The organism is Candidatus Poriferisodalis sp. (assembly GCF_965237655.1).
Classification (GTDB): domain Bacteria; phylum Actinomycetota; class Acidimicrobiia; order Acidimicrobiales; family Poriferisodalaceae; genus Poriferisodalis.
Genome location: NZ_CBDEGB010000002.1, coordinates 249,629 through 271,069, shown reverse-complemented (window position 1 = coordinate 271,069; position 21,441 = coordinate 249,629). Strand labels below are relative to the sequence as shown.

Here is a 21,441-nt window from a genome sequence, read left to right as displayed (position 1 = left end):
TGCCTTGCAGGCCGTCGCGCATCAGCGCTGCGGAGCGTCCCTGCCTTCATACCGGCTGATTTGCAAGTCGAGCGCCCGCACGATGCTCTCTACCTGCCAGAACTCGTTGCTCGCGCCGATCTCGTTGAGAAACGCCAAGATGCTCGCTGCATCGCTACGAGCGTTTGGGGCGTCGACAGGCCCAAAGTGCGCCCAGCGGTTGCGGGCATTCAGGAGCTTCTGGCCGGTAGCGCGATCCGAGCGGGCGAAGGCGTAACTCACAGCGGACCACTCGCGACGAAGGATCATCAGGTTCACATACGGATCCTCGGGCGACGCCGGATCATCGTGAAACGCGAGGAGACCGTGGCGACGGCGGAGGGTTTCAAGCCAGTCGACGCCATGTCTGGATTGGAAGTGCCGTCGCATGAACGGCCTGAGGCCACGGCCGAGCAGGCGAACGGCCTTGCCCAGTAGATCGTGGGCGCTGTCGGCCGGCGACGCAGGCCAGAAGCTGGTGATGGTGTGATGCAGCCGTTCGGGAAGCCGCTTGCCACCACTACCGACCCAGGCGTCCCAGACATCGCTGGGGGCACCGCCTGACGGTACGTCGAAGGCCCATCGGACGCGGGTATCGCCGCCTCGCGGACGGGTGTCGCGCGGGTTGCCCAGTGCGTCCACCGCCGTCGTGTGATGACCAGAGCCATCGATCTCAAGCCATTTCCAGCTGTCTGGATCAATCTTCGCCACGGCGAGCGTTCGGCCCCGGTGAAATGCCACGACGTAATTGATGTGCAGTGCATCTATGTCATCTGGCTCAAGCTCCCACCAACCGCGCAGCGATTCAGTCACAGGTTCGATCCCATCCCGAGGGTGGTATCCGCTGCGAAAGTCATCGTTGCTCCGATAACTGAGGCGGAGTAGCACGGCCGGGGTTGCGTCATCGGACACCGGCGGGAGATCGTCGGAGGCGTTCGTCATGGCTGCTTCAGAACCCTCTCGTCTCACATAGAACCGACTGAGTTGCCATGAACTCGGTGTCACACTCACCGGCCACAGTGCAACCGAGTGGCCAAGGGTCAAGCCGAGGTTTCATCTAGGACGAGAGATGATTTGCCGCAGTAGTGCCACGACGGTGAGTAACGCAGCACGCGGCGAATTGGCGAGGCATCCGCTTCGATGTGGGGCTCGCGCACGTGGAGGCAGGCGGCCCGCCAGGAGGCTGTCGATGGCCCGCGACGCTTCGCCTTTGGTGATGCCTGTCAGCGACATGGATAGGCCCGCTCGGCGAGCAGGTCACTCAGGTAGGCGAGCTGACGTTCAGTGGCCGGGTCGGTGCTCATCGAGGCAACTCGGCGGTTCGCAGTCTCGCGTCGGCTTTGCCATCCCCTGTTTGAGCGGTCAATTAGCCGCTTGAGGTCACCGTCACCGTCGGCCGCAAGCGGGAGCGCTGCCAATTGGAGAGCTGCGGCTGCGTCATCCCCCGCATCGTGCTGCTTGCCTCGGTGGACGCCGTAGGACTCGCATAGCGCCGTCAGCCTGTACGGCTGGGTACGCCTCGGCAAAAGCAAGTGGGCCATGCGGAGCGTGCAGCCCCAGCGAGGCTGCTTCCACACAATCCCGTACAGGCGAAGCGTCGCAGCAAGACACTGGCGATCAAATTCCGAGTTGTGCGCGATCAGCTGCCGTTGGCCCAGGACAGCACAGACTTCCGGCCAAATGACATCGAATGTGGGTTCGTCGGCGGTTTCCTCTGGCGTGATCCCGTGAATCCCGATGTTCTTCGCTTCGTAGCGGTTTCCGGGTGGCTGGACCAACCAGGTATTGACGGTGATCTGCCCTCGGCCGTCGACTGTGGCGACGCCGACTTGGCAAATCGATGCTTCGCTCGCAGTGGCGGTCTCGACGTCGACGCTTGCCACATCGGCGAACTGCGTCCAGTCTGGGCTCCCCACGTCTTCAGCCTGTCATTCGCGAGCGGAACCAGCATGACTGCGCGGGGAGATCTGATTGCCGACGGAGCTGCCCGCTCATGCGGAGACGACGGCAAGTCCTTCACGTTCGGCTGCTTCGGCGAGGCGTCGGTCCAGACTCACGAACTGCAACGGGGCACCGAGCTGTTCTTGAACATGCAATGCCGCGCCGAGCTGGGCGGCATCGGCCGCCCGGAGTGGATGCCGTGCCAGCACCAACATCGAACGCGACCGCACGGCCAGAATCTCGACCACTTCATGCCATGTCGCGCTGAATCCGTCCAGGTGACGCATGATGCTGCGGCGCTGCTCGCGTGACAGATCGCCGTCACGCGTGCGCCGCTCGACCGCACTCGCGATCTCAACCCGCGACCACGCCCAGGTAACGATGACGCCGTCGTCTTCCAGCCACGACCGCACTGCGTCAGTTGTCGGTTCGGCAACGAAGAGCGGTACGAGCGCCGAAGTGTCCCAGTACTTCACACACGATCCTCTCTTTCCTCGGCCAACGCCTCCGTGAGGCTGGTCGGGATCTGCAGGGGAGGTTCGTCGAGCACGGCGACAGCATCTCCCTGCCCCGCTCTAAGCACACCTAACTTAATCAATCGGTTGAGATGCTCGTCCTCGGGCTCCGCGGGCGGCACAAGCCTCGCGACCGGCGTGCCTCGATCGGTTACCTGTATCTCACCGCCTCGCCGCACCTCACGCAGATAGCGGGACAGGTTCGCCTTCAACTCGGAAACGGACACTGCACCGGAACTCATATGACTAGATTAGTCATATCAAACTGACCAGAAAGGCCACAATGGTGGCATCCGCTACTGGCCGACTCCAGCGGCAAGCACATCGTCGGCCGTGTCGATGCCTACGCATCCCTTGGTCGGGTCGGTTGGGCTCCGGACGCCGAAGTTGCGTACTCAATGGGCTCTGATTCTTCGATACGTCCCAACGTCTGCCATCTTGTGTGATCCAAACGCCACACGATCGGGTTCACCACGGACAATGCCAACCAGGCGATATCGATTTCGTCGGGCAGTTCGGGCACTTCGCTCGGATGTTGCTGATGTCGTTCGCCGTGCTCCATGGCCGCTCTGGCATCAAGCGCTGCGTGGTCCACCCAGATCAGTAGGTGACGTTCTGTGGCCGAGCTGGTAAGTCCGAGCTTGCGGGCGTTGTCCTTGGCGCGGAGAGCATGACGCGTCACGACTTCGGCAGCACTGTCTACGTCGGATGATGTGGGTTCGACCAACGGATCAAGGTAAATCGAGCCGCACGGTGCATCCGATTCGTACGACCGGCACGACAACACTCCGAGTTGCGCCAATCCCTTGTCGATAATGCCGATGGCCTCGTCGGGAACTCTGAGTGCCGCGTGCGTCAACATCGGCTTCCTGGCACCTTGACGCTCCAGTTGCTCCAGGAGGCCCGGAAGCAGTTCGTGCAGCCGGCGGACCGAGGCTGTTTGGACGACGTCGGCGAACCAATCGCTCTGTAGCTCCGAGAATTGCCATGAGCGCTTGTCGAATTCGCCTCGCTGTTGTTCACGAGCAAAGACGACATGCTGAGTGACCTCCAGGGCGGTAACCGAACCATCAGGCATGCAGATATCGAAGTCGTGCTGGGGCGTTCCAGTGTTGAGATCGTGTCGGCGAGGTATCCCTCCTAGCACTCGCGATATCAAGAGCGCACCCGCGTCTTCCAAATCCCAGTCGCATCCAGCGTTGTTGCTTGCCACGCGTCTCAGTTTCTCGGGGGCTTGCGTTCGGCGGGGGTGGGCGGGGGGAGATCGGAGGCGGGGATGAGGGGTCCGTTGACGATTTGGTCGAGGAGTTCGGCGGCTCGTGGAGTGACCTCGATGGTGTGTTCGAGGATCGACAACAGGAGCAGCAGTTCCTTGGACTGGGTCCAGCGCTTGGGACGGATTAGGTCCAACTCGCTGGACTTCCTGCCCTTGCGGTTCTTCATCCGGTAGCCGAGCCATGACGGTAGGACTCGCAGTCCGGAAACCTCGAAGTTCCAGACTTCCGGGCTGACCGGGGCGAAGATGCCGTTGCCGACGATGAGCTCCTGGCTCTCGGGTTCGTAACCGAAATTCGCTGGCATGCCTCCCACGGCCGCTCTTTCGCTGGCTCGGCCACCAGGCAGCTTGGCGTTCGCTTTCGCGGCGAAGCGCTCACTCCACGTGTGCCACCACAGGACGTCACGAACGGTGCTCGTACTTCCGCGTGCGGTGGGTTAGTTGTCCCCGCAGGCGGCTGATATCAGCTCGGCAGCGAGGGCGTCGGCATCCGATAGCGAGTCGGTGAGTACTTCCCCGTAGAGATGGCCGCACGCGAACCACACGCCGATCCGTTCGGGACTGCGGCTGATTCCCGGCAATTCCGAATGCGGGTTCTCGATGGCTTCGAAGAAACGACGCGGCTCGCTGCGCTCGAATGCGATCCACGCCTCAATCATCGTTTCACCGGCCCGGCCCCGGACCGAGAACTCGGCTTCGACCTCAACCGAATGCTGAACGGCAATCACGTCGTACCCGGCGTCCCGCACGAACGTCTCGACAACATCCAGCATCGCCCAGTACTCCGCCGAGCGCGTTGGTCTCGGTACCGCAATCGAGTACGCCCAGTGGCTGGCAGGCGTATCGGAGCCGTGGAAGAAGAGGCGCTGGCCGTCAGCGCTCCAGTGAAGCGTCGGCACCACGGTGGGCGAAGCCTGCTCGAGACCCTCCACAGCAATCACATGCTGATCCCCGGGATACAGCCCCGGCAGGTCACTGACCACGATCATCGCTCTGCCGTCGAACCAGTCCCGGAATGCAGCAACTCGCGAGCCATCCGGCGACCACGTTGCACCGCGCCCCGCCACGCCGGCGAGCAGCTCGGACTCAACGGCGTCGTCCAGCCGCAACATCTTCAGGGAGTCGCCAACCCGGTAAGCGATCAGTTCGCCGTCGGGAGACCACGCTGGTGCCGACTCGTGCTCGCCGCCGACGGTCAGTTCTTCTTCAATGCCGGTGCTGAGCTCAACCACCACGATGTATTGGTCGAATTGGCCCTCGTTGTGGCCGTCGGACGCACGAATGCGGCGCGAGAACGCGATACGGGTCCCGTCGGGCGACCACGCGGGGTCTTGGTCGAAGACCACACCGTCCGTGACTTGGGAGAGACCAAGGGCATCGGGCTGAACGATGTAGATGTGACTCGCCCGCTCCCCGTCGACAATCGCTCCCTGCGAGAAAGCGATCCACTCGTTATCGGGCGACCACGCCGGCGCACTCAGACCATGCTGAGCGGTGAGAAACGGCAAGTCGCTCGTTCCATCGCCATTCGCCACCCACAAGGTGCTCCCGACCCGGAACACGATGCGCCGGCAGTCCGGCGCCCACGACAGGTGATCGACGCCTTCGGGCTTCGTGCTGGCAAACCGCAGGGGAAGCTGGATTCGACTTGCGCTGAGCAAGCCGGAACAGATCTCCGCAGGTGGACCTGGCCCATCGGACCGGACGCGGCTCGGGATGTGCGGCTCGACACCCGAGACCGGATGCTCAGGTTCGCCGAAGACCTGCAATGACTCCGCCCCAGGATCGTCGTCGGCACCTGCTCGCTCGTCGCCTGAGGGGTCCGGCTCCGGCTGCGCCGGCGTCTGCGAGTCCGCCGACGTCGCATCCGGCGCCTCGAGTTCATCAGGCGAGGATCCGTCCGCGCTCTCGTCACCCCCATCTTCTGCCGCCTCAGCATCGTCGGCGACACGGTCTGTTCCAAGCTGCGAATTGACGGCAACTGCGGCAATGAGCAGGGCGCCGGCAACAGTCGCGACCAGCCACCAACGCTTTCGCGGCCCATCAGTGCCCTGCTGCATTTCGACCGTCGCAGAACCGCCGTCGGCCGGCTCCAGCGGCACCAACACCACCGGGTCTTCTGGCTCAGCGGGCACTTCCAGACGCCTCCTGGCAGCTTCCCCGGCCCTGATCGCTACGGCAGCTCGAGCCAAGCACCACCATGGGCCCGACCGTACTTGCGCGCGCCGGTGAGCGAGATGTCGGAGGGGGTCTTGAAACGACCCATCTAGGGTGGACGGGTGCCGAAACCGTTGATCGGGCTTGTCGGACGCCGACGCAAAGGATCACGAATCGGTGGCTTCCCACCGGTGTTCACCGATGTCGACGTTGACCTGTACATCGCCCACTACGCCCAGGCCGTGAACGCGGCGGGCGGCATTGCGGTCTACCTGCCCCTCAACGCTGACCCCACAGACATTGCGCCTCGACTCGACGGAGTCCTGCTCACCGGCGGCGAGGACGTTGCTCCAAGCCTGTACGCCGAGCGGCTGGTCACCGAAGCTGGGGACGGGTCCGGTGCCAGCGCCCCGAACGCCTTCGACACGCCCGACGACGCTGTCGTGCCAGACGGACAGATACCGCTGCGCGACGCCTTCGAGCTCGAGTTGCTCGACGCCGCCGTGACCGCCGACGTGCCGGTGCTGGGCATCTGCCGCGGCATCCAGTTGATGACGGTCGCGGCCGGCGGCACGCTGCACCCCCACCTGCCCACCCACGCATTTGTCGACGGGCCGCCCGACGCAACACCGCACGTCGTGACCACCACCGAGGGCAGCGAACTACGACGCCTGTATGGACCGGAGGTCGCCGTCAACTCCTTACATCACCAGGCTGCCGACCAGCTTGGCGACGGCTACATCGCCACTGCTCACTCTCCCGACGGGATCATCGAAGGCATGGAGCACGCCGAGCTGCCGATCATTGCCGTGCAATGGCACCCCGAGCTTATGATCGGAGCGCTGGCCGACCCGTCATTCCGCTGGCTGGTCGATCACGCCAGCCGTTGACTGCTGTGTCGGGCCTATGACCCAGCTCGACGCCGGCACAGCTCAGCCGACCGGAGCGCCCAGCGCACCCACACCCGACCCCCGCCGTCACGACCTCGACGCGCTCCGCGGCTTCGCCATGCTGCTGGGCATCGTCCTGCACGTCACGCTGGCGTTCTTTCCCTCGTTCTGGCCGGTCACCGACGGACGCGCCAGCCTCGCCGGGCCGTTCGACGAAATCCTGTGGGTCATCCATGGCTTCCGGATGCCGGTCTTCTTCCTGCTCAGCGGCTACTTCACCGCAATGCTGTGGCGCCGGCGGGGCGTGGCCAGGCTGATCTCCCACCGGGCTCGCCGCATCGGCTTGCCGCTGCTGATTGGCGTGTTCACGATCGTCCCCCTGATGGACGCCACCACGCAGTGGGCCTACACCTCCGGCATCGACGACGACAGCGATCTCTTTGCCGCCGCCTACTTCGGCGATGTGCTCGCAGCCGAGTCGATTCTCGACGGCGGCTTCGACGTCAACGCCGTCAACCCCGCAGATCCAAACAAGAACACGGCACTGCACCTGGCAGCGGTCACCAACGACGCCGAGATGGCTGAACTGCTCCTGGAACGTGGCGCAAACTTCAACGCCCGCAACGCCGACTGGGCCACGCCGCTCGATATTGCCGTCTACTTCGCGCATCCCGAGGTGGCCGAGGTGATCGTCGAAGGAGGCCACATCGACTACCGCCAGCCCGGCGGCGACTGGGACAAGATCGGCTTCTGGGGCGACGGCGCCGCCGACTCGCCCTTCCACCAGCGTGTCGGCAACGGAGAGTCCGGCGAGGATGACATCGGCCTCTCCAGCTGGGTGACCAGCTTCCATCACCTGTGGTTCCTCTGGTTCCTGTGCTGGTACATGGCGGCATTCGCCGTCGTCGCCTGGCTCATCGACATCGTCACGCGACGCCGGACGCAATCGGGCCGCCCGCACAGCATGCTGCGTTCCGCGCTGATCTGGCTGACGGTCCCGCTGACGTTGCTGCCGCAACTGGCAATGGGCGATGGCGGTCAATGGCCGGTGTTCGGTCCTGACACCTCAGCAGGCCTCGTTCCCGTCCCGCATGTCCTGGCCTACTACGCGTTGTTCTTCGCTTTCGGGGCCCTGATCTACGGTCGCCGCACACCCACCGGCAAGCTGATGTCAGACCGGCTGGGCCGTCACTGGCGCTGGGTCCTGCCCGTCACGTTCTTGGTAGCGCTGCCCATCGGGCTCGGGCTCACCTTCGAAGACGGACCATGGCCGGTCGCCGCTGCATTCCAGGCCGCCTACGCCTGGGGCATGTCGCTGGGCTTGATCGGGCTGTTCAGCGTGATGCTCGGTCGGGAGCGCCGTTGGGTGCGCTACCTGTCCGATTCGTCGTACTGGCTCTATCTGGCGCACCTGCCGCTGATCATCGTGCTGCAGGCCTGGGCGCGCACCACCGATCTTCCCCGAGGCATCGAGTTCACCGCCATCGTCGCGGGCGCAACTGCGATCCTGCTGGCGAGCTACGCCATCGCCGTTCGCCACACCCCCATCGGCTGGCTGCTCAACGGCCGCCGCCCTCGACGGCGGCGCGCACCCGCGGGATGACGTTGCGAGCCAAGCGCTCCAGCGACGAGTTGAACAGCGACGGGGCCATGCCGGGCGAGGCTCCCCAGGTGCACACGTCGGTAAGTCCGTAGCGCGTGATGAAGTCGACCAGCTCGGCAACGCAATGGTCCTCATCGCCCACAATCCAATTCTGAGGAATCGCACCCTTCGTCAGATCAAACGCAGTAAACTCGTCGGGCGTCTCGGCGAACAACTTGGCGTACACCCCGAGCCGGTAACGCTCCGCTGGCTTGATCGGGTTCCACTCACGCTCGACGTCGTCGGTCACGAAGACCGAGCGGATGATGCCCACGCGGTAGTCGTCAGGGTCACGTCCGGTCGCCCGCAGCTCCGCCTTCCACGGCTCCATGACGACATCCGGGGCGCCCTGGGGCAACAGGTGCGTGTCGAACCTGGCGGCCCGCACGGCCGCTTTGGAGCTCATGCCCGCGATCCACAGCGGCGGTCCGCCGGGCTGCACCGGCGCAGGGGTCACCAGCAGATCGTCGAACTGGTAGCGCTTGCCATGGAAGCTGAACGGCTCGCCCTTCCACGCCAAACGCAGGATCTGCACCAGCTCCTCAGTCAGCGACACCCGGCGGGACTGCGGGATCCCGAAGCCTCGGAACTCGTGGGCCGCATAGCCCATCCCGATGCCGAGCTCGATGCGTCCGTTCGAGATGTTGTCGAGAATCGCCAGGTCTTCGGCCAGCCGGATCGGATGGGCGAACGGCGCCAGCAGGATGTCGGTCGACATGCGGATGTTCGACGTGCGAGCGGCCACAGCACCGGCAACCGGCACGAAGTTCGGCAGGTGGCCGTCATCGAGGAAGTGATGCTCGGTGAACCACGCCAGATCGAAGCCGAGCTCGTCGGCCATCTCGATCTGGTCGAGCGCCTGGGCGTACATCTCACGCAGCGGCACCTCGCTGCCCGGCGGGCTGCGCAAATCGTGGACGATACCGAATCGCAGGGGTTGAGGCATCCCCGGAGACTACGACCGAGCCGGTCGAGGGGGCAGAGGTGACGCACCGCGCCGTCCCAGGGCCGTTCGGAGACGATTCGACTACCGTGGACAGGCGGGTCCGGGTTACGCGCAACGCCTGGCCGCGGCTCGCTCGGCGAGGCACAGCCGGGCGCAACGACCCGATCACGATCGCGAAGGGGCACAGCTCATGGCGCAGGGAACGACGAACGGCACGACCAACGGTTCGCAGGTCACCTCAGCGTCGGCGAACGGCATACCGGACTACGAGGTCATCATCATCGGCGCCGGCGTCGCCGGCATCTACCAGATGTACCGGCTCGCTGAACGCGGCGTCCATGCGACCGTGCTCGAGATGGGCAGCGACCTGGGCGGCACATGGTTCTGGAACCGCTACCCCGGCTGCCGGTTCGACTCCGAGAGCTACACCTACGGCTACTCGTTCTCCGACGAGTTGCTCGACGAATGGCACTGGCAAGAGCGCTTCTCGGGCCAGCCCGAGAACCTGCGCTACCTCAACTACGTCGCCGACAAGTTCGACCTGCGCAAGTACATGCAGTTCGACTGCACGGTGGATTCGGCGCACTTCGACGACACCCACAACATGTGGCGGCTGCACCTTGCCGACGGTCGCGACCTGTCCTCCCGCTTCCTGCTCACCGCACTGGGCCTGCTGTCGGCACCCACCTATCCACGCATCGAGGGCGTCGACGCCGACGGCACCGACGTCTTCAATGGCCCGTCGTTCCACACCTACCACTGGCCGGCAGAACCGGTCGAGATCAAGGGCAAGCGGGTCGCCGTGATCGGCACCGGCGCCACGGGCGTGCAGGCCATCGCCGCCATCGGCGAGCAGGCCGAGCACCTGACGGTCTTCCAGCGGCGTCCGAACTGGTGTGCACCGCTGCACAACAGCGAGATCTCCGATGAGGAGATGACAGGCATCCGAGCCCGCTACGACGAGATCTTCGACAAGTGCGCCCGAACACCGGGCGGCTTCGAGCACGAGCCGGACCGCCGCGGCTTCTGGAACGTGCCGCCCGAAGAACGCCGCGCCATGTGGGAGAAGCTGTACGGCGAGCCGGGATTCGGCATCTGGATGGCCAACTTCCGCGAGATCTTCTTCGACGAAGAGGCCAACGCGGAGCTGTCGGCGTTCATTGGCGACAAGATCCGCGAGCGGGTTGACGACCCGGTCATCGCCGAGAAGCTCGTCCCCTCCGACCACGGCTTCGGCGTGCAGCGGGTCCCGCTCGAGACGCACTACTACGAGACGTACAACCGGCCGAACGTGAACTTGGTGGATCTGCAGGAGACACCGATCACCAAGATCACCACGACCGGCATCCAGACCACCGATCAGCACTACGAGTTCGACCTCATCGTGTACGCCACCGGATTCGACGCCATCACCGGCGCCTTCGATCGGATCGACTTCCAAGGCAGCGGCGATCTGAAATTGCGCGACAAGTGGGGAGACGGACCGGTCACCTACCTCGGTTTGATGGTCAACGGCTTCCCCAACCTGCTGACCATCGCCGGACCGCAGAGCGGCTCAGCGTCCACCAACTACCCGCGGGGCATCGAGATCGGTGTCGACTGGGTGACCGGCATGCTCGACTACATCTGGGAGAACGGCTACACCCGCTTCGAGGCCAACGAAGACGCCGAGCGGGATTGGACCAACCACGTCGTCGAGATGTACGCCATGATGCTGATGCGCAAGGCCCAAGGCTGGTTCACGGGCTACAACTCGAACGTGGACGGTCATGAGAAGGGCACCATCCGCTACCTCGTGTACAACGGCGGCGCCCCGAAGTACAAGCGCCGCATCGACGAGATCGCCGACCACGACTACGAGGGCGTCTCGTTCGCAACCGAGCGCGCTGCGGTCGGAGTCGGCTGAACCCGAGCTGCCGATCCTGAGCTGCCGATCCTGGGCTGGGGATCCTGGGCTATGGATCCTGGGCTATGGATCCTGAGGTGCTGATAGCGGGCCCCTCGCGGCGCTTGTGCATCTGACCGTTCCTGACTTGAGGTGAATCGTGGATATCTCTGGAGCCGCTGCCATCGTCGGGGTTGCCGAGACCGACTACATGCGTGGCACGTCGCTGAGCGTGCCCGAACTGGTGCTGGAAGCGACCATGGCCGCCATCGCCGATGCCGGGCTCGATCCCAGCGAGATCGACGGCATCCTGCCGCCCCCAGGGTTCATCTCGGCCGAGGAGATCGCCGCCAACCTCGGCGCTCGTGACATTCGCTACGCCATCACGGTGCACATGGGCGGCGCCAGCCCGGTCGCAGCGCTGCAGTCAGCCACGATGGCCATCGCCGCAGGCGTTGCCACCAACGTCGTGATCACGATGGGCTGGAACGGCTACTCGGCCATGCGACCCCGGCCCGAGACCCGTCCGACCAAGCGGCGCTTGGAACCGGGACCGTTCGTGGACGTGAGCCGTAACTTCTATGCGCCCTACGGCGTGCGTTCGGCTGTGCAGTGGTACTCGATGTACATCCAGCGCTATGTGGACATCTACGACGTCGAGCCGACCGATGCCGCTCAGGTGGCATTGACCTGCCGCGAACATGCGCACCTCAACGACAAGGCGCTCATGGGCGGCCGGCCGATGACCATGGAGGACTACCTGGCCTCACCGCTGATCACCGAGCCGATGCGCAAGTTCGACTGCTGCTTGGAGACCGACTGCGCGGCCGCCGTGGTGCTGACATCGCCCGAGCGGGCGAAAGACCTGCGCCATACGCCGGTGCTGTGGCTAGGCGGCGCCGAAGGGCACCCGTACCCCGCCGACGAGATCACCAACCGGCCCGACATGCTCCGCCTGGGCCTCGACTCCGCAGCTCCCCGGGCGTTCGCAATGGCGGGCGTGCAGCCGTCCGACATGGACTTCCTGCAGATCTACGACTGCTTCACCTACGTCGTGCTGATGGAGCTTGAGGCCATCGGCATGTGCCCGAAGGGCGGTGCAAAGGAGTTCGTGGCCGACGGAAACATCTCGCTCGGCGGCCGCTACCCGATGAACACCCACGGCGGCCTGCTGTCCCAGGGTCACGCATGGGGCCTCAACCACGTCGTGGAAGCGGCCCGACAGCTGCGCCACGAGGCCGGCGACGCCCAAGTGCCCGACGCCGAGGTGGGCTTGGTGACCGGTTACGGCGACCTCGGCGACGGCAGCATCGCCGTGCTGGCTCGGGGCTGAGGACCCGGCACCATGAGCCCGACCCGATGAGCCCCATCCGATGAGCCCGACCCGATGAGCCCGACCCGATGAGCCCGGCCAGGCCGGCCCGCAAGTACATCCCCCAGCCCGAGGGGTTGAACCTCGAGTTCCACCTGGCGTGTCTGGAAACGGGACTGCTGTGCATCCAACGATGCTCGGAGTGCGAGCAGTTCCGTCACCCGCAGCGCTGGTACTGCCCGTCGTGCCACAGCCGCAACTACGACTTCGCTCCGGTGAGCGGCAGCGGACGCATCTACTCCATGGCCGTCAACCACTTCACCGTCGATCGCGGCTGGGTCGACGAGCTGCCGTACATCACCGCCGTGGTCGAGCTTGATGAAGGGCCCCGAGTGGTGGGATCGTTGCGGGACGTGCAGCCCGGCGAAGTCGGCCTCGGTCATCAAGTGCAGGTGTCGGTCGAGCCTCGAGGCGAAGAATTCGCCTACCTCTGGGTCGATTTGGCCTGAGCCACCAGCGTCGGAGAACCGAGCCGGCCGACGCCGCGAGCGCGCTCCGGCGGCCGGACCGGTCGATCAAACACCCCGCGTGTCGAGCCGACTCGCCACAACGGTCACGATTGCCAAGAGGCCAATGCCAGCACACGCCAGGTAGGCCACAGTCGGGCTGATCGCGAATACGGGGAGCCAGACGATTGCGCCGAGAGCGTGCCCGAAGAAACGATGCGAAAGGGTGAACGACAATGCGCCGGCACGGTTGTCAGGGACTGCCACGGAGGCCAGCGACTGGAAGCTGACCACGATTGCCTGAGTCGCGGCGCCGCCGACGAACCAGACGGCTGCCAGCAGCCACGCTGTGCGCGCTGCGGGGAGCAGCGCCACGATTCCTGAGCAGACGGCGAGCGAGACGATGACGGCGCGCAACCCGCCCCAGCGATCGAGCACGATCCCCCACAGCGGCGCTGCCGCCATGCCGGCTATCCCGCCGCCAAACAGGAGCAAGCCGACCTGTGATCCCGTCAGCCCGATGACGTCGCGGCCACTCAAGCTCACCAGGACCCTGACCCCAACTGGACCGAACGCACTCAACAGGGTGGTGGCCGCCAGCAGCAGCATCGGCCGACGCAACAGCGAGCGCAGCTGCAGCGGCGAGCTGAGCGGCTGACGTGGCCCCGATGCACCGGTGCCAGCGATGTTCGGCAGCAACAACGCAATGGCTGCGCCGATGACGGCCGTCACCACATAGGCCAGACGCCAGTTCCGGTCGGCTCCGAAACCGCCGAGCAGCGGGGCGGCCAGCTGACCGAACGCTTGACATGCTGCGTATCGGCCGACGATCCGACCAACGCGACCCGATGGTGCCGTCTCGGTCAACGTCGCCAGCAGCAGCGGCGTAATGAACGCGTTCATCGAGCCTTGGCCGACGCGGGCCACGAGAAACCACAGGTACGAGGGCGCCATGGCGCACGCAGCGGTCGCTACCGCGTACAGCGCAACGGCAGAGCGCAACGTCCGGGCACGGCCCCATCGGTCGGCAATCGTGCCCGAGACCAGCAAGAGTCCAGCGAACGGCAGCAAGTAGCACCACAACGCCCACCCGATCTGTCCGGTCGTGACCGAGAAGGTCGAACGCAGCTCGGGGATCATCGGCAGCATCACGAAGGTGCCGAGCGGCCCCATCATGCCGCCGACGTAGAGCACCGCACGGCGCCAGTCCCCACCCGAGCCCCGTCCATCCATAAGCGTCCGCACGCTAGTTCCACGCCAGAGCCACAGGCCGCTCGGAGCCGATCACCGGCGACAACCGGACCGGCGCAGCGGCTCAGCGCACCTCGCGCCTAGATGATTAGTTCCAAGGGGTGGGGTCCACCGGTTGTGGGGTGAGGGTGTCCAAGCTCGGGGTGTGTATTCACGCTTCGATCTTGGAGGTTCTCAGCATGGGCCCGGACTTGGACACCCTCGCGACCGCACTGTATGTGAGGATCGATGACCTGTTGGCACAGAACCCTGGGTGGGCTCCGCGGCGGCCTGCGGTGGGGTTCGCCCCGAAGCTGTCGGACGCGGAGCTGGTCACCTTGGCGGTGATCTCGGCGCTGCTGGGCTATGACAACGAGTCGCAGTTCGTGCGCTACGCGAGAGCGCATCTGGGGCCGTGGTTTCCGTATCTGCCCAACCGCGACGGCTACAACAAGCGGCTGCGGCGCAGCGCCGAGATGATCGCTCGTGTCATGGGATGTCTCGCACGCGAGTGCGAGTCCTGGCACGACGACGTGTGGCTTGTGGACTCCACCCCGGTGGAGTGCGGCACCCGCCGCGAGACCCAAAAGCGCTCCGGCCTCGCCCGATGGGCCCAATACGGCTGGTGCGCGTCGCATTCGCGGTACTTCTGGGGTCTGCGGCTGCATCTTGTCGCCACCCCGGCGGGGCTGCCGGTCGCGTTCGCGGTCGCAGGCGCGAAAGCCGACGAACGCGAAGTCTGCGCCGACATGATCGCCGCGGCCGGGATCGCCCGGCCGGGCCAGACCCTCATCGCCGACAACCGCTACCGCTCCACAGCGTTCGAAGCCGACCTCAGCGACGTCGGCATCACCCTGCTGCGCCCCGCCACCCGATCCGAGGCCCCACGGCCCGGCGCAAAGTTCCTGCGGCCCCTGCGCCAGATCATCGAATCGATCAACCAGACCCTCAAAGGCCAGCTCAGCCTCGAACGCCACAAAGGCCGCACCAAAGCCGGCGTCGCCGTGCGCATCGCGACACGGCTCCTCGCCCCCACCGCCGCCATCTGGCACAACGAGACCTACCGACACATCCGACCAGCACGCTCACTCACCGCCTACGACCACTAACCCCTTGGAACTAATCATCTAGGGGATGGTCGATGTTGGGATAAACGGTGAGGCCGAGCAGCAGGAAGACCAGGCCGATCGCGCCAGCGGCGATCACGCGCCGGCGATGTCCCGGCATGGGCGCTACTCCGGGCGGCCGGTGCTCAGTGCCACCGTTTGAAGCATCGTCAGCTGCGGGGTCGTCAGTTGCGGCGTCGTCAGTGGCAGAGACCCTCCGCGGAGACGCCGCGCTCGGTGTAACACATCACGGTGCCCTCGACGCTCCTGAGTATGAAGGACTCGCCCTCCTCACCTGGAGTCGCAACTATTCGCAGCCGGAAGCCACGGATCGAATCGTCGGGCTGACCGACGATGTCCATCGTGATCTCGCCGAGGACATCGCTGACCACGCCGGCACCTGAGTTTCTCACCCGCGACTCGGGCTCCGTCGATGCCACAGCACCAGCCACGGACCGACCCATATCGGTCATCGTCTCCCATCTCACTACCTCGCCAAGGATCGCCATAATCTGCGATGTGGCGTCGTAGGTCGCACCAAGAGGCGCCAGGTACTCGCCGCTGACCCAGCCGACAACCCCCGTTGCGTGCACCTCGTGCCAGGTCACCCCGGACACCTCACGCGTCGTGCCGGTGGGAACGATTCCCGTGGCAAGCGACTCAAGCTTGCCGACGATCGCGCCTCCGGGCGTCTCGCGCACGTTCAGCGTGCTGTCGTGGCCGATGCCAACTACAGCCAGCACCATGCGGCCCTCAGCACCTTCGCTGGACATCTCGTCAGACTCAGCAGCCGACGTGGCCGTCACGACCTGCTGCGCGGCCGTCGTCGTCGGCGAAGGCTGCAGCGTCTGAACCGTGGGCAACGTGGTGGTGGAGAATGCCTGAGTCGTCGCCGGCGCGGGCGCAGTCGCCGTGGCGCTCGACTCGGGTTCAACGGCTGTGTGGTCGTCGCTGTCGGAGTCGTCGACGGCGATGACCAACGCTGCGATCGCCACCGCGAGTGCGAGCAGCGCAACGCCGATCGGTAGCCATTCCCTTCCTATGTACGAGCCGTTCGCTGGGAAACGCCCAGCGTCGGGAGGTCCGTAGTTCTCAGGTGAATCGGTCATCGGAGTCGTTCGGGAAGCTTTCTGCGTCGAGTGCGGGGCCACTGCGGCCAGTTCCGCCGGGAGCACCTGCTCCGCCAGTCCTGCCAGCGACCGTGATCCGTTGGGAGTAACGGCGCACGAGCACCGAGCGTACGGCCACCCGGGTCGGCGGGAAGAGCAGGAACAGACCCAAAACGTCGGTCAGGAAGCCGGGCGTCAGCATGAACGCCCCCGCGAGCAGGATCAACAGCCCGTCAACCAGTTCGTTGCCGGGAAGCTCGCCCTGCGCCAATCGGGTGCGAATCTGGTTCAGCACGCCCAGCCCGGACCGGCGCACCATCCAAGCCCCCACCACAGAAACAACGAGCAGCAGCACGATCGTCTGCCCCGTGCCCAGCCCGCCGGCAACCTGCACAATCACATACAGCTCCAGCAACGGCACCGACACGAGCAGCAAGATCAGCACTGCCAGCACGTCGCCCACCCTAGGGCCGCCTGCCGAAGCCGCACGAGCGGTGCGGGCAGCAGAAGATCAGCACCAACAGTGCCGATTCGGAAAGAGCTCAAGGTCGAGGTGCCATGGCCGCAGCGAGTCTTGAACAGCGGATCGGCAACGCCTTGACTGGCCGGGTACAGGTCTCGCTTGTCGGCGTCCGCGAGTTCCGCCCTGACGATCTCGTTCGCCGAACCGCCGCTGTTTGCGGCTGAGGGCAGTGACTGCTGTCCGAAGGGGTGGGACCTAGATGAGTAGTTCCAAGGGGTTAGTGGTCGTAGGCGGTGAGTGAGCGGCTGGGGCGTGTGTGGCGGTAGGTCTCGTTGTGCCAGATGGCGGCGGTGAGTGCTGCGATGCGGGCCAGGACGCGTGCGGCGACGCCGGCGCGGGTGCGGCCGCGGTGGCGTTCGAGGCTGATCTGGGATTTGAAGGTCTGGTTGACCGATTCGATGATCTGGCGCAGCGGCCGCAGGAACTGCTGGTGGGGCCGCGCTGGCTCGGTGCGCATCGCTGGACGGATGAGCGTGATGCCTCGCTCGCTGAGGTGCCTTTCGAAGCTGGCGCGCCGATAGCCCTTGTCCGCGATGAGGGTCTGGCCGGGTCGCGTGAGGCCGGCATGGTCGATCATGTCCGCGCAGATGTCTCGCTCGTCGGCTTTCGCTCCGGCGAGGGCGAACGCGACCGGTAGCCCCGAGGGTGTTGTGACAAGGTGCAGGCGCAGCCCCCAGAACCAGCGCGAGTGCGACGCGCAGTACCCGTATTGGGCCCATCCCGCGAGGTCAGAGCGCTTTTGGGTCTGACGGGAACGGCCGCACTCGACCGGTGCGGAGTCCGCCAGCCACACGTCGTCGTGCCAGCTGGGGCACTCGCGTGAGAGACGCTCGACGACACGAGCGATCATCTCGGCGCTGCGGCGCAGCCGCTTGTTGTAGCCCGGACGCTTGGGGATGTACGGGAACCACGGCCCCAGATGCGTCCGGGCGAAGCGAACGAACCGTGCTTCGGAATCGAACCCCAGCAGCGCCGAGATCACCGCGAGCGTCACCAGCTCCGCATCGGACAGCTTCGGCGCGATGCCCACCGCCGGGCGCTCAGGAACCCACTGCGGGTTCGCACACAACAGATCATCGGCCTTCACACACAGTGCAGTCGCGAGATGAATCACACCGGGTTTGGTGGAGGCTCTGTTCCTTGAGAGGATGGAGCGATGCCAGGAAATGGGAGATATCCAGCCGAGCTGCGTGAGCGTGCGGTGAGAATGGTGCTCGACAACGAGCGCTGCTATGGGTCGCAGTGGGAGGCGATCTGCTCGGTCGCCGACAAGCTGGGCCCGACCCCGGAGACGGTGCGGCTGTGGGTGCGCCGCGCTGAGATCGACGGCGGGACCCGGGCCGGGGTGACCTCAGCGGAGCGGGCTCGGATCAAAGAGCTCGAAGGCGAGAACCGTGAGCTGCGCCGAGCGAACGAGATATTGAAGGCGGCGTCGGCTTTCTTCGGGGCGGAGCTCGACCGCCAGTCGAAGCGATAGTGGCGTTCATCGACGCCCATCGCGACCGGTTCGGGGTCGAGCCGATCTGCGCTGTGCTCGCCGAGCACGGCGTCGGGATCGCCCCGTCCACCTATTACGCAGCCAGGTGCCGGCCGCCGTCGGCGCGGGCGCAGCGCGACGCCTGGTTGTGCGGAGAGATCGCTCGTGTGCACCGGGACAATTACGACGCGTACGGGGCGGCCAAGGTGTGGGATCACCTCAACCGCGTCGAGGGCATCACGGTGGCTCGCTGCACTGTGGAGCGGCTGATGCGCCAGCTGAGCAAGGGACCCGCCGAGGCGCCACGGTGCGCACCACCACCAGCGACCCCGACGCCTGCCGGCCCGCGGACCTGGTGAACCGCTGCACTGTGGAGCGGCTGATGCGCCAGCTGAGCCTCGAAGGGACCCGCCGAGGCGCCACGGTGCGCACCACCACCAGCGACCCCGACGCCTGCCGGCCCGCGGACCTGGTGAACCGGGATGGAAGGGGCGCAACCGGCCTTCACAGTGCCGGCCCCGAACCGGCTGTGGCTCGCCGATCTCACCTACGTGCGCACCCGCAGCGGCTGGGTGTACGTGTCGTTCATGATCGACGCCTATTCGCGCCGGGTCCTGGGCTGGCAGGCGTCGTGGTCGCTGCGCACCGAGCTGGCGCTCGATGCCTTGGAGATGGCCATCTCGGGGCGCCGCCGCGACGGCCACAGCATCGAGGAGGTGACTCATCACAGCGACCGCGGGTCGCAATATCTTTCCATTCGCTACAGCCAGCGCCTCGACGACAACGACATCGTCGCCTCGGTCGGAACCCGAGGCGATTCCTATGACAACGCCATGATCGAGAGCTTCAACGGCCTGTTCAAATGGGAGCTCGTCTACCCCCGGGGACCGTGGCAAGGACTGCGCGACGTCGAGTTCGCCACCCTCGAATACGTCGACTGGTACAACCACCGACGCAGCCACAGCGCCCTGCTGCCCGGCCGCGGCAGCTACACCACCCCCGCCGAACACGAAACCGCCTACTACCGTCAAACCGTCACAGCCACCCCGGCCGTGACTCAACAACCCGAGTCTCTACTGAACCCGGGGTGATTCAAGAGTGTCCAAGTCCGGGTTCATGGTCCGGTCCTCCAGGATCGAGGCGTGTATTCACACCCCGAGCTTGGACACCCTCACCACACCAACGGCGGACCCCACCCCTTGGAACTACTCATCTAGCATCGCCGCCACGGCGTCTCGGCGTCTCGGCGTCTCGGCGACGGCTTGCCTGCCGTGGAGAGAGTTGCAAGCAGCCATCCGCGGCTCCGGCAGCGAAATCCGACCGGCAACCGGCCGGGAACCGACAGGGGGCAGACATGGCTGGAGAAGTGACGATTACCTCGGGACGACTGGCAGGTATCGACGACCAGGGCGTCCACGCCTACAAAGGCATTCCCTATGCGGCGCCTCCGGTGGGCGACCTGCGATTCCGGCCGCCAGTCGCGCCAGCCGGCTGGGATGGTGTGCGCGACGCCTCGGCCTTCGGCCCGGTGGCACTGCAGCAGGCCATGCCGGGCATCTTCGGCGAGCTGGGCACGCCCCCGAATCCTTCCGGCGACGACTGCCTGCGGCTGAACGTGTGGACGCCGGACCCCACAGCAGGCGACATGCCGGTGCTGGTGTGGATCCACGGCGGTGCGTTCTACGCCGGCAGCGGCGTGGACGACGTGTACAACGGTGGAGCGTTTGCCCGCGATGGCGTCGTCTGCGTGACGATCAACTACCGCCTCGGAGTTCAGGGCTATTGGAACCTCGCCGGCCACTTCGGTGAACTGGCCGCGTCGGGCAACGTGGGCATGCTCGACCAGATCGCTGCGCTGGAGTGGGTACAAGACAACATCGGCGCGTTCGGCGGCGATCCCGGCAAGGTCACCATCGCCGGCGAATCCGCGGGCGGCATGAGCTGCTCGACGCTGATGGCGATGCCTGCAGCGAAGGGCCTCTTCCGGGCCGCCATCCCCCAGAGCGGCGCCGCTCACAACGGCCTCAGCGCCGACACCACCTCGCTCATCGGCAGCTACGTGCTGGACGCGGTCGGCATCACACCGGGCGACACAGCTGCGCTGGCGGCCGTCAGCAATGACGACCTGCTCGCTGCGCAGATCGCGATCACCGACGATCTGAGCGCAACACGCGACCCGGAGAAGTACCGCGAGGCAGCGGCGGTGCCGATGGCCTTCCAGCCCACCTATTTCACTGAGGAGCTGCCGCAACGGCCGATTGACGCCATTGCGGCTGGTGCGGCCTCGGACGTGTCGGTGATGATCGGTTCCACCAAGGAAGAGGCACTGATCTTCGTGGTGGACCTCAAGGAGATGTTCAGCGACGAACTGGTGCAAGCCAGCACCAGCGCGGTCTTCGGAATGGCCGGCAAGGACGGCGATACGGCCCTGCAGGTATATAGCGACAACCGGCCCGGCGCCGCGCCGCACGAGCTGGCAGCGGCCGTCGAGACCGACCGCATGTTCACCGTGCCGGCCATCCGCATGGCCGACGCCCAAGCCGCGCACAACTCCGACCTGTGGACGTACCGATTCGACTGGGACAACCCTGAGCGCGACGGCGAATGGGGCGCGCACCACTTCATCGAGGTGCCGTTCGCATTCGACCAAACCGACAACGACATGAGCCGCGGCTTCGTCGGCAACAACCCGCCGGCCGACCTGATTGCCGCCACGCACGACGCATGGGTCCGGTTCGCAACCGACGGCAACCCCAACCACAGCGGCCTGCCCGACTGGCCCCGCTGGGAACGGAGTACTCGCCCAACGATGCTCTTCGACGACGAGTGCCGCGTTGTCAATAGCCCCGCCGCCACGGAGATCAGTCTCTGGGACGGCGTGATCTAGCAGTTCGGAACACACAAGCGC

20 protein-coding genes, 2 pseudogenes and 1 other annotated feature are annotated in these 21,441 nt (G+C 65.7%); of the genes and pseudogenes, 10 read left to right on the top strand and 12 right to left on the bottom strand.

The window, feature by feature from the left end; all coding sequences use genetic code 11:
• Positions 1–21: 21 nt before the first annotated feature.
• The 7 genes from ACPXYO_RS09225 to ACPXYO_RS09195 all read right to left on the bottom strand — a co-directional run bounded on the left by ACPXYO_RS09225 (position 22) and on the right by ACPXYO_RS09195 (position 5,885).
• The gene (locus ACPXYO_RS09225; RefSeq protein WP_423919323.1) at positions 22–831 is read right to left on the bottom strand and encodes a Swt1 family HEPN domain-containing protein; all 810 of its coding nucleotides are present in this window, start codon (positions 829–831) and stop codon (positions 22–24) included.
• Positions 832–1,241: 410 nt separating this feature from the next.
• Complete coding sequence (locus ACPXYO_RS09220; RefSeq protein ID WP_423919321.1) at positions 1,242–1,934, bottom strand: exonuclease domain-containing protein; 693 nt, start codon at positions 1,932–1,934, stop codon at positions 1,242–1,244.
• Between the two features lie 75 nt (positions 1,935–2,009).
• Entirely contained in the window at positions 2,010–2,435 is a 426-nt protein-coding gene (locus ACPXYO_RS09215) for a type II toxin-antitoxin system VapC family toxin (RefSeq protein ID WP_423919318.1), read from the bottom strand.
• Positions 2,432–2,716: a type II toxin-antitoxin system Phd/YefM family antitoxin gene (locus ACPXYO_RS09210; protein ID WP_423919315.1), complete on the bottom strand. Its 285-nt coding sequence runs from the start codon at positions 2,714–2,716 to the stop codon at positions 2,432–2,434. Before ACPXYO_RS09210 ends, ACPXYO_RS09215 begins: the two co-directional genes overlap by 4 nt.
• Before the next feature lie 101 nt (positions 2,717–2,817).
• A complete protein-coding gene (locus tag ACPXYO_RS09205) occupies positions 2,818–3,552 on the bottom strand; it encodes a hypothetical protein (protein ID WP_423919312.1) in 735 nt (244 codons plus the stop codon).
• A gap of 140 nt (positions 3,553–3,692) precedes the next feature.
• The gene (locus tag ACPXYO_RS09200; protein WP_423923794.1) at positions 3,693–4,148 is read right to left on the bottom strand and encodes a type ISP restriction/modification enzyme; all 456 of its coding nucleotides are present in this window, start codon (positions 4,146–4,148) and stop codon (positions 3,693–3,695) included.
• Between the two features lie 39 nt (positions 4,149–4,187).
• Entirely contained in the window at positions 4,188–5,885 is a 1,698-nt protein-coding gene (locus ACPXYO_RS09195; RefSeq protein WP_423919309.1) for a TolB family protein, read from the bottom strand.
• 144 nt (positions 5,886–6,029) lie between these two features.
• On the opposite strand from ACPXYO_RS09195, the gene ACPXYO_RS09190 reads away from it, so the two are divergent.
• Positions 6,030–6,797 (top strand): gamma-glutamyl-gamma-aminobutyrate hydrolase family protein, encoded by a 768-nt coding sequence (locus ACPXYO_RS09190; protein WP_423919306.1) that lies wholly within the window; start codon positions 6,030–6,032, stop codon positions 6,795–6,797.
• A gap of 16 nt (positions 6,798–6,813) precedes the next feature.
• On the top strand, positions 6,814–8,400 hold the full coding sequence (locus tag ACPXYO_RS09185; protein ID WP_423919304.1) for an acyltransferase family protein: 1,587 nt from the start codon (positions 6,814–6,816) through the stop codon (positions 8,398–8,400).
• On the opposite strand, the gene ACPXYO_RS09180 is transcribed toward ACPXYO_RS09185, so the two are convergent.
• Positions 8,357–9,385 (bottom strand): LLM class flavin-dependent oxidoreductase, encoded by a 1,029-nt coding sequence (locus ACPXYO_RS09180; RefSeq protein ID WP_423919301.1) that lies wholly within the window; start codon positions 9,383–9,385, stop codon positions 8,357–8,359. The two genes, ACPXYO_RS09185 and ACPXYO_RS09180, sit on opposite strands and share 44 nt — an antisense overlap.
• 190 nt (positions 9,386–9,575) lie before the next feature.
• Between ACPXYO_RS09180 and ACPXYO_RS09175 the strand changes: the two genes are divergently transcribed.
• The 3 genes from ACPXYO_RS09175 to ACPXYO_RS09165 all read left to right on the top strand — a co-directional run bounded on the left by ACPXYO_RS09175 (position 9,576) and on the right by ACPXYO_RS09165 (position 13,091).
• A complete protein-coding gene (locus ACPXYO_RS09175; protein WP_423919299.1) occupies positions 9,576–11,291 on the top strand; it encodes a flavin-containing monooxygenase in 1,716 nt (571 codons plus the stop codon).
• Between the two features lie 139 nt (positions 11,292–11,430).
• Positions 11,431–12,603: a thiolase C-terminal domain-containing protein gene (locus ACPXYO_RS09170; RefSeq protein ID WP_423919296.1), complete on the top strand. Its 1,173-nt coding sequence runs from the start codon at positions 11,431–11,433 to the stop codon at positions 12,601–12,603.
• Positions 12,604–12,671: 68 nt separating this feature from the next.
• Entirely contained in the window at positions 12,672–13,091 is a 420-nt protein-coding gene (locus tag ACPXYO_RS09165) for a Zn-ribbon domain-containing OB-fold protein (protein WP_423919293.1), read from the top strand.
• A 66-nt stretch (positions 13,092–13,157) separates the two neighbouring features.
• Here the strand turns inward: ACPXYO_RS09165 and ACPXYO_RS09160 are convergent, their stop codons facing one another.
• Positions 13,158–14,321, bottom strand: coding sequence for an MFS transporter (locus tag ACPXYO_RS09160; RefSeq protein WP_423919290.1), 1,164 nt, complete (start codon positions 14,319–14,321; stop codon positions 13,158–13,160).
• Between the two features lie 197 nt (positions 14,322–14,518).
• Between ACPXYO_RS09160 and ACPXYO_RS09155 the strand changes: the two genes are divergently transcribed.
• Positions 14,519–15,427 (top strand): IS982 family transposase, encoded by a 909-nt coding sequence (locus tag ACPXYO_RS09155; protein WP_423919287.1) that lies wholly within the window; start codon positions 14,519–14,521, stop codon positions 15,425–15,427.
• 197 nt (positions 15,428–15,624) lie between these two features.
• On the opposite strand, the gene ACPXYO_RS09150 is transcribed toward ACPXYO_RS09155, so the two are convergent.
• Together ACPXYO_RS09150 and ACPXYO_RS09145 are read right to left on the bottom strand one after the other, a co-directional pair.
• Entirely contained in the window at positions 15,625–16,533 is a 909-nt protein-coding gene (locus ACPXYO_RS09150; protein WP_423919284.1) for a hypothetical protein, read from the bottom strand.
• Positions 16,517–16,987 (bottom strand): FxsA family protein, encoded by a 471-nt coding sequence (locus tag ACPXYO_RS09145; RefSeq protein ID WP_423919281.1) that lies wholly within the window; start codon positions 16,985–16,987, stop codon positions 16,517–16,519. Before ACPXYO_RS09145 ends, ACPXYO_RS09150 begins: the two co-directional genes overlap by 17 nt.
• A gap of 104 nt (positions 16,988–17,091) precedes the next feature.
• Here ACPXYO_RS09145 and ACPXYO_RS09140 point away from each other — a divergent pair, with 104 nt between their 5' ends.
• Complete coding sequence (locus ACPXYO_RS09140) at positions 17,092–17,220, top strand: hypothetical protein (RefSeq protein ID WP_423919279.1); 129 nt, start codon at positions 17,092–17,094, stop codon at positions 17,218–17,220.
• A gap of 53 nt (positions 17,221–17,273) precedes the next feature.
• Here ACPXYO_RS09140 and ACPXYO_RS09135 read toward each other — a convergent pair whose 3' ends face one another.
• Positions 17,274–18,170 carry an IS982 family transposase gene (locus ACPXYO_RS09135; protein ID WP_423919277.1) on the bottom strand — a complete coding sequence of 299 codons (897 nt, stop codon included), beginning with the start codon at positions 18,168–18,170 and terminating at the stop codon, positions 17,274–17,276.
• A gap of 42 nt (positions 18,171–18,212) precedes the next feature.
• Between ACPXYO_RS09135 and ACPXYO_RS09130 the strand changes: the two are divergent.
• The 3 genes and pseudogenes from ACPXYO_RS09130 to ACPXYO_RS09120 form a co-directional block, all read left to right on the top strand.
• Positions 18,213–18,798: pseudogene (locus ACPXYO_RS09130) on the top strand (transposase); the annotation flags it as partial.
• Positions 18,491–18,619, top strand: a sequence feature (AL1L pseudoknot). Its footprint overlaps the pseudogene before it by 129 nt.
• Before the next feature lie 108 nt (positions 18,799–18,906).
• A pseudogene (locus tag ACPXYO_RS09125) lies at positions 18,907–19,624 on the top strand (IS3 family transposase); the annotation flags it as partial.
• Between the two features lie 263 nt (positions 19,625–19,887).
• Positions 19,888–21,420 (top strand): carboxylesterase/lipase family protein, encoded by a 1,533-nt coding sequence (locus ACPXYO_RS09120; protein ID WP_423919274.1) that lies wholly within the window; start codon positions 19,888–19,890, stop codon positions 21,418–21,420.
• The last annotated feature ends 21 nt before the right edge of the window (positions 21,421–21,441 follow it).

Bases quoted from the DNA above. Each gene is read 5' to 3' on its own strand.
- ACPXYO_RS09175 (WP_423919299.1), top strand. From the start codon at position 9,576: ATGGCGCAGGGAACGACGAACGGCACGACCAACGGTTCGCAGGTCACC.
- ACPXYO_RS09160 (WP_423919290.1), bottom strand. From the start codon at position 14,321: ATGGATGGACGGGGCTCGGGTGGGGACTGGCGCCGTGCGGTGCTCTAC.
- ACPXYO_RS09210 (WP_423919315.1), bottom strand. From the start codon at position 2,716: ATGAGTTCCGGTGCAGTGTCCGTTTCCGAGTTGAAGGCGAACCTGTCC.
- ACPXYO_RS09205 (WP_423919312.1), bottom strand. From the start codon at position 3,552: ATGCCTGATGGTTCGGTTACCGCCCTGGAGGTCACTCAGCATGTCGTC.
- ACPXYO_RS09120 (WP_423919274.1), top strand. From the start codon at position 19,888: ATGGCTGGAGAAGTGACGATTACCTCGGGACGACTGGCAGGTATCGAC.
- ACPXYO_RS09150 (WP_423919284.1), bottom strand. From the start codon at position 16,533: ATGACCGATTCACCTGAGAACTACGGACCTCCCGACGCTGGGCGTTTC.
- ACPXYO_RS09185 (WP_423919304.1), top strand. From the start codon at position 6,814: ATGACCCAGCTCGACGCCGGCACAGCTCAGCCGACCGGAGCGCCCAGC.
- ACPXYO_RS09155 (WP_423919287.1), top strand. From the start codon at position 14,519: ATGGGCCCGGACTTGGACACCCTCGCGACCGCACTGTATGTGAGGATC.
- ACPXYO_RS09140 (WP_423919279.1), top strand. From the start codon at position 17,092: ATGGCCGCAGCGAGTCTTGAACAGCGGATCGGCAACGCCTTGACTGGC.
- ACPXYO_RS09180 (WP_423919301.1), bottom strand. From the start codon at position 9,385: ATGCCTCAACCCCTGCGATTCGGTATCGTCCACGATTTGCGCAGCCCG.
- ACPXYO_RS09165 (WP_423919293.1), top strand. From the start codon at position 12,672: ATGAGCCCGGCCAGGCCGGCCCGCAAGTACATCCCCCAGCCCGAGGGG.